We start from the raw sequence: 13947 nt of genomic DNA on the forward strand, positions 1-13947 counted from the left end.
AAAAATAAATTATTTTTCGTCGTAACCTAGAATTTTAAGCACGTCTTCCGATTTCTGTTCCGGAGAGAACACTTCTGTAGCCAAAATCCCATTTTCGTCACGATCGATCAAAATATGTTTCGGTTGCGGAATCAAACAGTGGTGCAAACCGCCGAATCCACCGATGGTTTCCTGGTAAGCGCCCGTGTTGAAGAATCCGATATAAAGCGGTTTTTCCTTGTTGTATTTCGGAAGATATACCGCGTTCATGTGTTGTTCAGAGTTGTAATAATCGTCCGAATCGCACGTCAATCCGCCCAAAAGCACGCGTTCGTACGTGTCGTTCCAACGGTTCACGGCCAGCATCACGAAACGTTTCGAGATCGCCCATGAATCGGGTAGGGTCGTGATGAAAGACGAATCGATCATGTTCCATTTCTCGCGGTCGTTCTGCTGCTTCTGGTGGATGACTTCGTAAATCGCGCCACCGGATTCGCCAACTGTAAACGATCCGAATTCGGTAAAGATGTTAGGAACGGGAACTTCGGCCTCGTCGCAAGCGGTCTTGATTTGGTTGATGATCTCGTCTACCATATATTGGTAGTCGTATTCGAACGCGAGCGAGTTCTTGATAGGGAAACCGCCACCGATGTTCAAACTGTCCAAAGTAGGACATTCGCGCTTGAGGCTGATGTACACTTTCAAACACTTCAAAAGTTCGTTCCAGTAATACGCCGTGTCGCGGATACCGGTGTTGATGAAGAAGTGCAGCATTTTAAGCTCGACCTGTTTGTTGTCGGCAATCGCTCTTTTATAGAAAGGAACGATGTTTTTGTATCCGATGCCCAGGCGTGAAGTATAGAATTCGAATTTCGGTTCTTCTTCGGCTGCGATACGGATTCCGACTTTGACTTTTTTGGTTGGGACTTTTTCCAATATAAGGTCGAGTTCTTCGTAATTGTCGATTACCGGAATCGTCTTGGAATGCCCGCCGTTGATCAGACGCGCGATATTCTCGATGTATTCGTCGCGTTTGAACCCGTTGCAGACCACATAGGTATTTCGGTTGATCTTGCCTTTCTTGAGCAGGTTCTCGACGATGTTGATGTCGAAAGCCGAAGACGTCTCGATGTGGATGCTGTTCTTGAACGCCTCGTTCATCACGAACTCAAAATGAGAGCTTTTCGTGCAATAGCAATAGTGGTATTTGCCTTCATACCCACTTTTTTCCATCGCTTTCCTGAACCAGCCTTTGGCTTTGTTGATGTTGTTGGAAATCGCGGGAAGATACGTGAACTTCAAAGGCGTACCGTATTCCTCGACGAGTTTCATCAAATCGATGTTGTGGAAAAGCAAGGTGTCTTTGTTGAGTCGGAATTCTTCCTGAGGAAAGTAGAAAGTCTGGTTTATGAGGTCGAAATATTTTGTATTCATTTAGTACCGGATTGAAATTGAAAAAGGTTTAAAAACAGTAGCGAATGCAAGCTGTCCTCAAACCCGTATGTTGGCAAAAATGATGGGGAGTTTCTCGTTTTGGAACGCCGGGCCAGGCTCGATGTTGAACAATGCCCTTGCGATACGGAAAACACAGACGGCCTTGCGGGAAATCCGCTTGCCCATTGAGGCTGGAGGCTCGTTTTTACAAGTGTTTTGCGCTTTGTTCATTGGGGCAAATGTAAAAAATAATGTATCCTATATACAAGCGTTTTTATTAAAAATATATTAAGATTTGCAGGCTTCGAAGGCTTTGAGAATGAGGTCGTTTTCTACTTGCTGGTCGATTTTTATTTTGCCGATGCCATCCAAAAGCGCAAACAACACGTTCCCGTACTCGTTTTTCTTGTCGTGCTTGAGCAATTCCAATACCGATTCTATATCGGAACCGTCAATATCGACCGCATCGAAAATACTGTTTATGGCCGATGCGATCTGCTGGTATTCAGATTCGGTAAGCAAGTCTTTTTTCCAGGATATGTACGCTTCCAAAACCATCCCGATCGCGATCGCCTCACCGTGCAACAATGCCTCTTTCTCATCATTTTCAAGGAAGTGGCTTTCTATGGCATGTCCTAAAGTGTGCCCGAAATTAAGTGCTTTGCGGATGCCTTTCTCGGTCGGATCCTGGGTGACGATTTCATTCTTGATTTCGATCGATCGATAAATAAGCGTGTCGAAATCGGCGAAATCGAGCTGTGACAAATCGAGGAATTTTTCCCAATACGGTTTGTCGTAAATCAAGCCATGTTTGAGCATTTCGGCAAGACCGGATCGCATTTGCTGTTGTGGAAGCGTCGCCAAAAAATCGGTATCTACCAAAAGCAATTCGGGCGTCGTGATCGTTCCTACCTGATTTTTGAGATGCCCCAGATCCACGCCGTTTTTCCCGCCTACGGATGCGTCTACCATAGCAAGCAAAGTCGTCGGTACATGAATGAAATCGATGCCTCTTTTGAACGTCGAGGCTACGAATCCGCCCAAATCGGTCACGACGCCGCCGCCAAGATTGATAATCAGGCTTTTTCGGTCGGCTCCATATTCCGTAAGCACGTTCCATACGGAAACACAGGTGTCGATTGTTTTCTGTTCTTCGCCAGGCTCGATCTCGAGTATCTCGATTTCCGATTCGGTTTCAACGCGCGACATGAAATCGGGTAGGCAGAACTCGTGCGAGTTGCTGTCGGTGATGATGAAAATGCGCGAATATTTTTTAGCGGAAAGGAGTTTGTTGAGTTCCGAATATCCGTATTCGTTAAAGACGATAGCGTATCCGTTGGCCTGTATTGCATGCATGTGATCGAAATTGGAACGCAAAAATACGGCAATTATCGGGGCATTGGATGAAAATTATTTAACCATAGCCGCAAATCGTATAACACGAATCGGCGGTACAAAAAGGAACTTTACTTACAGACGGCCAAAAACCGCGATTTGATTTTAAGTTAGGTTACCCGGCTTTTTCAGAGCCGGGTTTTTTTATCTCTTATTTGTCTGATTGGGAATATTTTATTAAAATTGAATGTTCCAATCTACGCTTACCGATGCTCAAAACTTTAGCTATATGGATGAGTGTCAGAAACAATTTCTCTTGGCGGAATACACGTCTATTTCAGAGCATTTCAGGTCGTATCAGATGAACAGGCTCAATATCGTATTGTTGTCTATTCCGGCCGTCGGCGCCATTATGCTCAATTGTTATGAGAAGGAACATCAGGTGCGGATCATTTCGGTAGTGCTTCTTTACATATTGTTATGCCTTTTGATCACACTGGACAGCGTCTTCATGAAACGCTTGCGGAATTACACGCGCAGGCTCGCCCAAATCGAAAAAGAATTCAAGGTTATCGGGTATTCGACACAAAGGATAAATGACGTGCGCAACAACCACAAGGACGCCACTACCAAAAGTTTCAGGATCATTTTCCATCTGATCAACTGGACGATTCTTTTTTATTCGTTGCTCACCTTAATCAAGGTCAGGGAATTTGTCATAAAAATTTTCGAGTTCGAGAAATACGTGCTCGACAGGATTTTTCCAACAATAATCGTATTTCTGTCTTTGTTGTTCTATGTCATCATCGTGAAGCAACTTGACACGAAAAGGCTTTCATCCTCGATCGATCATAACGATAAGCCAGACACGCAAGCCGTTCCACTCGGAAAAATACTCAAGAAAATTACGCCGGCCTTCTTGAAAGCCAAATGATTCGGGGATTCATTTCTTGAGGTACTCGTCAAAATAACGACGTACGGCATCGTTCGAATATTTTTCGGAAGCGCCTTCGAAGAAATGCGTCTGCTGCGGCAAAAGCAACAAATCGTATGGTTTGCCGGCCTTGACCAAAGATTCGATCATCCGTATCGTGGCCGAAATAGGAGCGTTCACATCGCTCGTGCCGTGTATGAAAAGCAGTTTTCCTTTGAGATTGGCGCCGAGATTCGTATTCGTTCCCAGTTCATAACCCGAAGGATTGTCTTTGGGCAAGCCCATGTACGGCTCCATGATTTCCGCACCTTCGGTCAGTTCTCCGGGAGCGGATGCGATACCTGCTTTGTACACATCCGGAGCTGTAAGCATGGCCCTTACGGCAAAATAACCACCCCAGGAATGCCCGTAAATCCCGACTCTGGACAAATCAATATACGGTCGTTTTGCAGCCAGTTGGTTTAAAGTCGCCACATGATCGGGAATCTCAATTTGACCGATTTTACCGTAAACAGCATCCTGAAACGCTTTTCCGCGTTCTGTAGTGCCGCGACCGTCTACCAAAAAAGTAATGTAACCCAGTTGTGCAAGCGCTTGGGCGTGTTGCGAGAGATCGGTATTCGGGATGAATCCGTTGGGCACGATCGTCATGAAAGGCCCGGCATAAATGAAATCGACGACCGGATATTTCTTTTTAGGATCGAAGTCGTACGGTTTGTAAAGGATGCCGTATAAATCGGTAATGCCGTCGGCTGCCTTGACGACGAAAGTTTCGGGCGCTTTCCATCCGATTTTCTCAAGCGGACTTATATCGGCTTTCGTAATTTGCTGAAGCAATTTCCCATCTGCCCGCCTTAATTCAACGATCGGCGCACGATCGGGCCCCGAATGCATGTCGAGGAAATAATTGCCCGACGGAGAAAACCTCAAGTAATGATATCCGCCGTTTTCTGTCAACCGTTTGAAGTTTTTTCCTTGGAAATCTATCCTATAGAGTTGCGTATCGTACAGATTGCTTTCGGCATTTGCCCTGAAATAAACCCACTCCGATTTTTCATCGATCTTAATCGGTTCAATCACAGGAAAATTGCCTTTTGTGAGTCTTCGGATAAGCTTTCCGTCCATATCATAAAGATACAGATGCTTCCATCCGTCGCGCTCCGAAAGCCAAATGAACCTGTTTCCATCTTTTAGTAAAGTGAATTGCCTGATCCATTTTTCTATGATGAAATCGAGACCGGCCACAAAAGTTTCGGATTTTTCTTTGATGATGACACGGCTGATTCCCGTATTTGGGTCGGCGGCGCACAATTCCAATCTGTTTCCCGTGCGCGAAAGCCGCATAAACAGCACTTCCGATGCATCGGGTCGCCAACCTAAAGGAAAAATGTATTGTTCGGGCTCGCCTCCGACTTCTATTTTTGTTTGATTGCCCGTGGTGATGTCAACAACGAAAAGTTCAGGGATTTCGAGCGCGTCTCCGGTTTTGGCGTAGATGTTCCATTGCACTTCTTCGAGCGGCTTTGAATAATCGACGATGGCGAGGTGGTGCACTTTGCGGTCATCAAGCTTTCTGACTAACAATTTATTCCCATTCGGCGACCAGCTTGCATTCTGTAAACTCCAAGCGTAATCTTTTATGCCATCTTGGGTCAATTGCGAAGGCTTGGGATTGGCAGCATTTCCTAACCAAATATTGTCGTTACGTATAAAAACGAAACGTTTGCCGTCTGGAGAGAATTGCTTGGGTTAGGCTATGGGTTCGGGTTTTGAAGCGGAAGCAGATGAAATTCCGTAATCGCGAAGATGAAGGCGAAATTTTTGCCCTTCTGTCATAAACGCTATGGAATCTTTGCCCACAAACTCGAATTCCTTAAACGGAACGCCTTTATTCACAGGCTCGTGGCCAACAACCGATCCAACGGCTTCGCGCAATCGCAACGTTTCGAAAAACTCTTTTTTGGAATTGAGGCGCGGGTTTACTTCATAAATCGTATTAGTGCCGTTTTTGTCTTCTGCAAACCAGAATCGGTCACCGTCTGAGAACCAATGCGGGCGGATATACGGCGTTTTGACAAGCGAATTGAACTTGAGGTAGCTTTCGTAACGTTTTTCGTTGTCGGCCGGTTCGTCGCTTTGCGAATAAGCAAATGTCCAAAATACCAACAGGAGTAGGGCGGCGGTGCTCTTTTTCATGTCATTTGCAGTTTTGGGTTATCCTTTCAAGTAAATTTTTGAGCGTTTCAATTTCGTAGGCAGAAATGCCTTCGAGCGCTTTTGTACGGTTGCCGACGACGGTCTTTTCCATTTGGAGCAACGTTTCGGTGCCCGATGCGGTTACCGACAATTCGAATCTTCTTCTGTCATCGCGATGGAAATCGCGCTTGAGGAAATCGCGTGACACCAGATTTTCTATGATGCGCGTCACCGAAGCGTGATCCTTGAACGCTCGGACTGCAATTTGCTGTTGTGTTATACCAGGATTGTCCTGTATCAGGCTTAGGATAAGACCTTGGTCGATGGTAACTGAAAAACCGTTGTCTGCTAGATTGCGCTGAGCGAATTGCCTGTAGGATTTAATGGCTTTTTCGAGACTGTAAAAAATCGTTTGTGCCGGCCTTTCCATAAATTCTTTTTTTATTGATACAAATATAATTGATATATCAATTAAAAATATCTCAAACCGATTTTTTTCATAAGTATTGAAAACCAACACTGCAAAAGCCGTTTCGTCCATTTCGCGAACAACTTCCTTAACATTCGCCAAAATTGAATTAATAAATTGCAAAATGTGATTTTTCCTTGATGGGTCGCTAGGCGGATCACATTCAGAAGTCGTTGGATCAGAGTAATAAGCAAAACCGATTAACATCAAATAAAGACAGCTAAAGTTGGCTTGAGGAAACAATAACGATGTGGTTACGAAACCGCAAACTCCCAAAGACAAGTGTATGCCTTTCTTGTATTTAAGTTTGTATTGCGTTGATAATCAATGCATGAACAACTAAACTAATACTTATGAAAACACGTTTACAAAAGGCATTCCTCAATGCCTATTCGCTGTTGGCCGTCTTATTGGCGTCTTCGGCGATGACGGGTCAGGTTACCTTGCCGGGAACCTCTCCTTATTCAGAAAATTTCAACACCACGCCGGGCGCTTCGGGGACGTCTTATCCGACTGGTTGGGCGTCTTACGACGGTACTACGGTCGACAATGCGATGAACGTCGGCAATGCAGCTTCGGTTTCAGGCGCCAATTACAATTATGGTTCGAGAATCGGTATTTTGGGATCGGGAAGTGCTTTTTCGCCTTCATCGATCGTATTGCGTATCGCGAATACTTCGGGCAAAACCGGCCTTAAGATTTCGTACGACGTGGTAAAAATCCGCGAGCAGGCGAGAAGCAACTCGTTCAATCTTGAAGTCAGTACGACATCGGCTACAGCCGGATTTACATCTGTAACCGGAGGTTCTTACGCTTCTGGCTCGATTGCCGAAGGCACGTCTACGGCTTTCACCAACATCGACATCTCATCTGTAGACAACACCAGCGGAAACGTTTGGATCAGATGGTCGTACACCGAAATCAGCGGAAGCGGAAGCCGCGACGGTATCGCCTTGGACAACGTATCGGTTTCATGGGGCGCGTCGGCTCCGGCTGTGACGACTTCTACCGCTACAAGCATCACGGCATCTTCGGCCACTTTGAGAGGAACGATCAACGCCAACGGACAGATCGTAGCGACTTCATTCAACTGGGGAACGACTACAAGCTACGGCAGTTCGGTAGCCGGGACGCCTTCTTCGGCTACGGGAACTTCGGTTACGAACATTACGGCCGGAATCAGCTCGCTTTCGCCGAACACGCAATACAATTACAGAGTCGTAGGAACCGTTAGCGGAACACCTACAAACGGTGCCAATTCAAGTTTCTATACTTTGGCTAAAGTGCCTGGCATACTTACGGTGAACAACGCCGCAATTTTCACGCTTGATGTTACTGTGAATGCTACGACCCAAAACGGAAACCCTGCCGCTACACAGTACGCCATCCGCGAAGACGGCGGTTCTTACGTTCAGGCCGACGGTTCACTTGACGCTGCTGCCGTTTGGCAAACCGCCGCTCAATGGGCAACCGTGACCGTTATCGGGCTTACGGATAATACGACTTACGGTTTCAGCGCAAAAGCAAGAAATAATGCCGGTGCGGAGACTGCGTTCGGAACTTCGGCTTCAGGGACGACTTTGGTCAATACCAACCCAACTTTGACCGTATCTACACTTGCTGGTTTTGGGGATGTTTGCGTTTTCCATACTTCAGAAGCGCAATCGTTCACAATCGACGGTATCAATTTGACCGCCGACGACATTGTGGTAGGTCCGCTTGACGGATTCACTTTTTCACTTACCGAAACCGGAACATATGTGCCGACTTTGAACATCACCCAATCTGGAGGAACATTCTCTGGTGAGGTTTTCGTGCGTTTCGAACCGACTGACGCGATCGCTTACGGCGGAAATATCGACGTAGTTGGCGGTGCTGCCGACGCCGTTGCCGTTGCTGCATCGGGAACAGGAATCAATACCTTGTCTCAGGTAAATACGACTTCTGCCATGGCTTTGACGGCTTCTACTGCCGAAGTTGGAGGAGAAGTGATCAGCGAAGGTTGCGCTCCCGTAACTGAAAAAGGTATCGTTTACAGCACGACATCGAACCCTGAATTGGGCGGAACCGACGTGACTAACGTTGTAAGTTCTGAGGTTACTGCCGCTTATACGGTATCGCTATCGGCTCTTGCCGCAGGAACGGTTTATTACACGAAAGCCTACAGCACGACTGCTGCCGGAACGAGCTACGGAACAGAATTGACGTTCACGACAGCCGATGTAGTTGCCCCGGTTGCGACTGCCGCAACAGATGTGAACCACAACAGTTTTACTGCCAACTGGGATGCTTCGGAAGGTGCAGTTTCGTATCGCCTTGATGTGAGCGAATCAGCTACTTTCGGTACTTCTGCTCCGGCTACGGATTTGTTCTTTTCGGAATATGCAGAAGGTTCTTCAACCAACAAATACCTTGAAATCTATAACGGAACAGGTGCTTCTGTAGACCTTTCCGATTATCGCGTGAAATTGTACTCGAACGGAAGTACTTCGACTACCGGAACGTCTAACGACGTGCAGCTTTCAGGAACGCTTGCCAATGGTAACACTGTAGTGATCCGCAATTCGGGCGCAACCATCTATTCAGGAACGGCTACGGTCGTGGCTTCGGTCAACTTCAACGGAAACGATGCCGTGGCACTTTACAAGATCTCGACGGCTTCTAACGTGGATATTTTCGGACGCATCGGTGAAAACCCAGGTTCGGCTTGGACTTCGGGCTCAATTTCGACTCTTGACAAGACATTGGTGCGTAAATCATCTGTAATTTCAGGTGTCACTTCAAATCCGACTTCTGGTTTCCCAACACTTGGAACAGAGTGGAATGTGCTTGACCAAAACGACGTGACCAACCTTGGATCTCACACGTTTGCCGGAATCGCTGCGTCTTTCGTTGCCGGTTATGAAAATCTTGAAGTTTCTGGTTTGAGCGCTTCTGTTACAGGTTTGACATCGGAAACCGACTACTATTACAGAGTCAGGGCCGTCGCCGGAAACACCAGCGCGAACTCGAACACGATTTCCGTGACGACTTTGGTCAACACGACACCGACACTATCGGTAACGCCGTTGGCATCTTTCGGATCGGCTTGTATTTTCACTATCGGTGAAATCAACAGCATGACCGTATCGGGAATCAACCTTACAAATGCCGACATTATCGTTGGGCCACTTTCTGGCTTTACGTTCTCCACTTCGGCCACAGGTCCTTTTACAAGTTCGGTATTGCTTACTCAACCGGGCGGAACATATTCACAGGAAGTATTCGTGCGTTTCCAACCTATAGAAGCCGTGGCTTATACAGCCGAAGTCGAAATTGACGGAGGTGGCGCATCGAGCGTTTTGGCCGTAGTCGATGCTGTTGGATTGGATACCGTTCCTACCATCGAAGTTACAAACGCTACGGAAGGCATAAGCGATGCGGAAGTCGATGTGGAATTGATTTCTGAAGGTTGTTCGGATGTGATCGAAAGAGGTGTGGTTTACGCGACGACGATCGATCCTGAAATCGGAGGTGTAGACGTGATCAACATTCCCGATGCAGGAACTTCAAGCGATTTCACGGCTTCACTTTCGGGTCTTTTCGGAGGAACGACTTATTACGTACGTGCTTATGCCGTAAACAACGGAGGAACGGCTTACAGCGAATCTTTCACATTGACCACGATGAACGTTGCGGCTCCTTTGGCCATCGATGCTTCGGATATTTTGGCTGATGGATTCACGGCGAACTGGGAAGCTTCAGAAGGAGCTCAAAGCTATAGGTTGGACGTAAGTGAATCGGCTACTTTCGGCACGGTTACACCGGCGACAGATTTGTTCTTCTCTGAATATACAGAAGGTTCGTCTTCTAACAAATATCTTGAAATCTACAACGGAACGGGTGCTTCTGTAGACCTTTCTGACTACCGCGTGCGTTTGTATTCCAACGGAAGTACTTCGGCTACCGGGACGTCTAACGACGTACAACTTTCAGGTTCTTTGGCCAACGGAAGCACGGTTGTGATCCGCAATTCGGCCGCTACGGTTTACACGGGAACGGCTACTGTAGTGGCTTCTGTAAACTTCAACGGTGACGATGCCGTGGCTTTGTACAAAATCTCTACTTCTTCGAACGTCGATATTTTCGGAAGAATAGGAGAAGATCCGGGAACTGCCTGGACTTCCGGTTCATTGACTACTGTCGATAAGACTTTGGTGCGTAAATCGTCCGTCACTTCGGGCGTAACCATAAATCCGACATCGGGCTTCCCGACACTTGCTACAGAGTGGGATGTGCTTGACCAAAACGACGTGACCGACCTGGGAGCGCATACATTCTCGGGATCTGCGCCATCGTTCGTTGCCGGTTATGAAAATCTTGAAGTTTCTGGTTTGAGCCAAGTGGTGACCGGATTGAATTCCGCTACGACGTATTATTTCAGGGTTCGTGCCGTAGCGGGAAACACAAGCGACAATTCGAATACGATTTCAGTGACTACAGATAGCGCGTTCGCAAAATCTTCATTGAACTCAAAAGGAATCGCTTCGAACAATACGGCTGTAGTTTACAAGCAAGCAAACGTGCTCAACATCCATACGGTTACAGATGCGATCGCTTCTGTAAAAGTGTATGATTTGACCGGAAAGCAGTTGTTCGCTTCTTCAGACATCAACCGCAACGATATCGAATTGAACGATTTGAGCGCTTCGAACCAAGTGCTTGTGGTGAAAGTGATGAGCGTTACCAACGAACTTTTCATCAAAAAAGTACAGTTCTGATAAACCGCAATTTTTAGTTACTTATTGAATGGGAAACCGCAGCGTCTTGCTGCGGTTTTTTTGTTCTAGAAATCGTGAATGACGCGCTTCAGACTCTTACAATCGCGCGAAAACCTCTTGCCGCATAATAGGAATCGGCTCCGTTGTGATATAGAAAAACGGTGTCGTAGCGTCTGTCACAGAACACGGCGCCTCCCAATTTCCGGATGTTGTCCGGCGTTTTTACCCAACTCGACGTCTTGAGGTCAAACTTGCCGAGTTGCTGCAACAGGCGGTATTCTTCTTCGGTAAGTATCTCGACGCCCATAGATTTGGCCAGATTCATGGCGCTGTTGGCCGGTTTGTGTTCTTTTCGCGCTTCGAGTGCGGCTTGGTCGTAACAGATGCTGCGGCGGCCTTTCGGGCTTTCGGCACAACAATCGACAAACAGGAATTCGTTTGTTTTTTCGTCGATTCCGATGACGTCGGGTTCGCCTTCGGTCTGTTCCATTTGAAACAGCGCCCATAGTTTTTTGGTATCGGATTCAAGCCTTCTTTGGATTTCGGCCCATTCGAGACCTTTATGTCGCGCGATATTTTTCTCGAATCGCGTTTGCAGCATCTCGATAAATTCTTTTTGTTGTGATGCAGATAAAGTATTCATGTTGAAGTGTTTTTATGGTTCGACTTGGTGTGTCATTTCAATTTACCGACGATTTCCTCAAGGCGGTCGTGCGCCATATTGATGCCGTAAGCGAACGGCAATTTGAGCATCGCATCCCTTAATGCGACTGACTTATAAACGACATGCATGGTAAGGCGGCTCGTCGCTTCCGTTCTTTTTTCGAACTCAAGGAACTCGAGTTGCACGTCGAACGGAGCATTCGTCATTTCGAAAGTCCGGACGATTTTTCGGTTCGGAATGAATTCGTGAATGCAGCCATTGGCCTCGAAAACCACATTTCCGTTCGCATCGGATTTCTGGAATTCGTAACCGCCATGTCTTTTGTTTTCGAGAAGCAGTACGTTATTGTCCATCCATTGCTCGACGATCCGAGGTTCGGTATACGCTTTGAACAACAATTCCAGCGGCAGGTCGAACTCGCGTGTAATGGTTAGGTCATGTCTGTTGTCTTCGGCGTGGATTTTGGTTTTTCTTTCCATTATGCATCGTTTTTTTGTTGGTATGCTTTCATTACGTTTTCGAGTTTGTTGAACCTGTCGTCCCACATTTGTCGGAACGGCTCAATGAAATTGGCTATTTCTTTCATCTTTTCGAGATTCAGGTGATAATGGATTTCGCGGCCTTTTTGTTCCTGCTGAAGCAATTCGCATTCGGTAAGTATCTGTAAATGCTTGGAAATCGTGGGTCGGGCCGTATCGAAATTCGATGCGATCGCGCCGGCCGTCATAGATTGCGTGGTCACCAAAAGCAGTATGGCTCTTCGGGTAGGATCGGCAATGGCCTGGAAAACATCCCTTCTTAAATTCATCGTGTAGTTATTTGACTACGAATATATATGTAGTTATTTAGCTACACAAATTTTTGAACGAATTTTTTATCAGATTCAAATAAATTTTGTCTTCGAATTATTTGCGGATGCGTTCCCTATGCGCTTTTCCCCATTTGATCATCTCGAGGATGATATCACCGAACGAATAGCAATACTCTGTAGAAAAATATTCAACCAAAACAGGTGAAGTAGGCGTGACGGTACGCGTAATGAGCTGGTTGGCTTCCATTTCCTTGAGTTCTTTGGACAGCATACGCGTGGTAATTCCCGGAATGCTGCGCTCTATTTCCCTAAAACGCTTGTTCCCGTTGCAGATAGAGTTGATTATCGGAAGTTTCCATTTGCCTCCGATTACATAAATGGCATCCTGCAATGCCTGGATTTCCTCTTTTTGGTCGCGGAGTTCAGACAGTATTTGTTTGGCTTTTTGATGAATATCTGTGCTTTTCATTTTGATATACTCTGTTATACTGGTTACAAAAGTATATCAATTGCATTGTAAATTTGCATGAAATCTTAAAAACATTAAATCATGCAACTAAAAGATAAAATTGCGGTCGTGACCGGCGGAAACAGCGGTATAGGATATGCGACGGCAAACGAATTGAAAAACCAAGGCGCCAAAGTCATCATCACAGGAAGGCGTAAAGAAGCGGTATCGCAAGCGGCCGATGAATTAGGCGTCGATTGGATCGTCGCCGATCAGGGCAACGTTTCCGACATCGAAAACCTCGTATCCGAAATCAAACGCAAATTCGGAAAAGTCGATATACTGTTCATAAATGCCGGTGTTCTCGGCGGAAGCGCGATCGCAGAAGCCACCGAGGAAATCTTCGACCAAGTGATCAACGTGAATTTCAAAGGCGCCTATTTTACCTTAAGTCGTTTCATACCGATTCTCAACGACGGGGCTTCGGTCGTATTCCTTTCGTCTAACACTGCAAGCATGAACGCCGCGAACTCGTCGATTTATTCTTCGAGTAAGGCGGCGTTGAATTCGGTGATGAAGATTGCCGCTGTAGAGCTTGCGCCGCGTCACATCCGGGTCAACGCGGTCAGTCCCGGGCCGATCGAGACACCTATCTTAAGCAAGCAAGGATACGATCAGGCCACTTTAGACGGAATCAAAGACTGGATCATCGAAAGAGTGCCGCTCAAGCACATAGGCAAAGCCGAAGACGTCGCCAAACTGGTTGCTCACCTAAGCCAACCTGAATCTTCATTCATCACAGGATCGGAATTCCTGATCGACGGTGGAATGAGTTTGTAAACCATATACCTATAAAAAGCACAAAAGGCCGCGGTTTCCCGTAGCCTAGTGCTTTGTTTATGGTATTTACGTTCTTG

12 protein-coding genes and 1 pseudogene are annotated in these 13947 nt (G+C 46.5%); 3 read left to right on the top strand and 10 right to left on the bottom strand.

Annotated features, from left to right (window positions below; all coding sequences use genetic code 11):
• Positions 1 to 9 precede the first annotated feature (9 nt).
• Both HZF10_RS02895 and aroB read right to left on the bottom strand, forming a co-directional pair.
• Positions 10 to 1413 carry an arginine decarboxylase gene (locus HZF10_RS02895; protein WP_176004674.1) on the bottom strand — a complete coding sequence of 468 codons (1404 nt, stop codon included), beginning with the start codon at positions 1411 to 1413 and terminating at the stop codon, positions 10 to 12.
• A 288-nt stretch (positions 1414 to 1701) separates the two neighbouring features.
• Positions 1702 to 2769 (bottom strand): 3-dehydroquinate synthase, encoded by a 1068-nt coding sequence (gene aroB / locus HZF10_RS02900; protein WP_176004675.1) that lies wholly within the window; start codon positions 2767 to 2769, stop codon positions 1702 to 1704.
• Positions 2770 to 3037: 268 nt separating this feature from the next.
• Here aroB and HZF10_RS02905 point away from each other — a divergent pair, with 268 nt between their 5' ends.
• A complete protein-coding gene (locus tag HZF10_RS02905) occupies positions 3038 to 3682 on the top strand; it encodes a hypothetical protein (protein ID WP_176004676.1) in 645 nt (214 codons plus the stop codon).
• 9 nt (positions 3683 to 3691) lie between these two features.
• Here the strand turns inward: HZF10_RS02905 and HZF10_RS18040 are convergent, their stop codons facing one another.
• From HZF10_RS18040 to HZF10_RS02920, 4 genes and pseudogenes are all read right to left on the bottom strand, one after another.
• A complete protein-coding gene (locus HZF10_RS18040; RefSeq protein ID WP_306454586.1) occupies positions 3692 to 4576 on the bottom strand; it encodes an alpha/beta hydrolase family protein in 885 nt (294 codons plus the stop codon).
• Positions 4568 to 5413: pseudogene (locus tag HZF10_RS18045) on the bottom strand (DPP IV N-terminal domain-containing protein); the annotation flags it as partial. The pseudogene HZF10_RS18045 and the gene HZF10_RS18040, both read right to left, overlap by 9 nt.
• An 18-nt stretch (positions 5414 to 5431) precedes the next feature.
• Positions 5432 to 5878: a hypothetical protein gene (locus HZF10_RS02915; protein ID WP_176004678.1), complete on the bottom strand. Its 447-nt coding sequence runs from the start codon at positions 5876 to 5878 to the stop codon at positions 5432 to 5434.
• Position 5879: 1 nt separating this feature from the next.
• On the bottom strand, positions 5880 to 6308 hold the full coding sequence (locus HZF10_RS02920; RefSeq protein WP_176004679.1) for a MarR family winged helix-turn-helix transcriptional regulator: 429 nt from the start codon (positions 6306 to 6308) through the stop codon (positions 5880 to 5882).
• Between the two features lie 392 nt (positions 6309 to 6700).
• Here HZF10_RS02920 and HZF10_RS02925 point away from each other — a divergent pair, with 392 nt between their 5' ends.
• Positions 6701 to 11107, top strand: a complete 4407-nt coding sequence (locus HZF10_RS02925; RefSeq protein WP_176004680.1) for a lamin tail domain-containing protein — start codon at positions 6701 to 6703, stop codon at positions 11105 to 11107.
• Between the two features lie 88 nt (positions 11108 to 11195).
• On the opposite strand, the gene HZF10_RS02930 is transcribed toward HZF10_RS02925, so the two are convergent.
• From HZF10_RS02930 to HZF10_RS02945, 4 genes are all read right to left on the bottom strand, one after another.
• Positions 11196 to 11750 carry a DUF4256 domain-containing protein gene (locus tag HZF10_RS02930; protein ID WP_176004681.1) on the bottom strand — a complete coding sequence of 185 codons (555 nt, stop codon included), beginning with the start codon at positions 11748 to 11750 and terminating at the stop codon, positions 11196 to 11198.
• A gap of 32 nt (positions 11751 to 11782) precedes the next feature.
• Positions 11783 to 12250 (bottom strand): SRPBCC family protein, encoded by a 468-nt coding sequence (locus HZF10_RS02935; protein WP_176004682.1) that lies wholly within the window; start codon positions 12248 to 12250, stop codon positions 11783 to 11785.
• Positions 12250 to 12579: a metalloregulator ArsR/SmtB family transcription factor gene (locus tag HZF10_RS02940; RefSeq protein WP_176004683.1), complete on the bottom strand. Its 330-nt coding sequence runs from the start codon at positions 12577 to 12579 to the stop codon at positions 12250 to 12252. The genes HZF10_RS02935 and HZF10_RS02940 overlap by 1 nt, the downstream gene beginning before the upstream one ends.
• A gap of 97 nt (positions 12580 to 12676) precedes the next feature.
• The gene (locus HZF10_RS02945) at positions 12677 to 13051 is read right to left on the bottom strand and encodes a winged helix-turn-helix transcriptional regulator (protein ID WP_176004684.1); all 375 of its coding nucleotides are present in this window, start codon (positions 13049 to 13051) and stop codon (positions 12677 to 12679) included.
• 81 nt (positions 13052 to 13132) lie between these two features.
• Here HZF10_RS02945 and HZF10_RS02950 point away from each other — a divergent pair, with 81 nt between their 5' ends.
• Positions 13133 to 13870, top strand: coding sequence for an SDR family oxidoreductase (locus HZF10_RS02950; protein ID WP_217703333.1), 738 nt, complete (start codon positions 13133 to 13135; stop codon positions 13868 to 13870).
• Positions 13871 to 13947: the final 77 nt, after the last annotated feature.

The sequence above is a fragment of the Flavobacterium agri genome, assembly GCF_013401995.1.
Lineage (GTDB): Bacteria > Bacteroidota > Bacteroidia > Flavobacteriales > Flavobacteriaceae > Flavobacterium > Flavobacterium agri.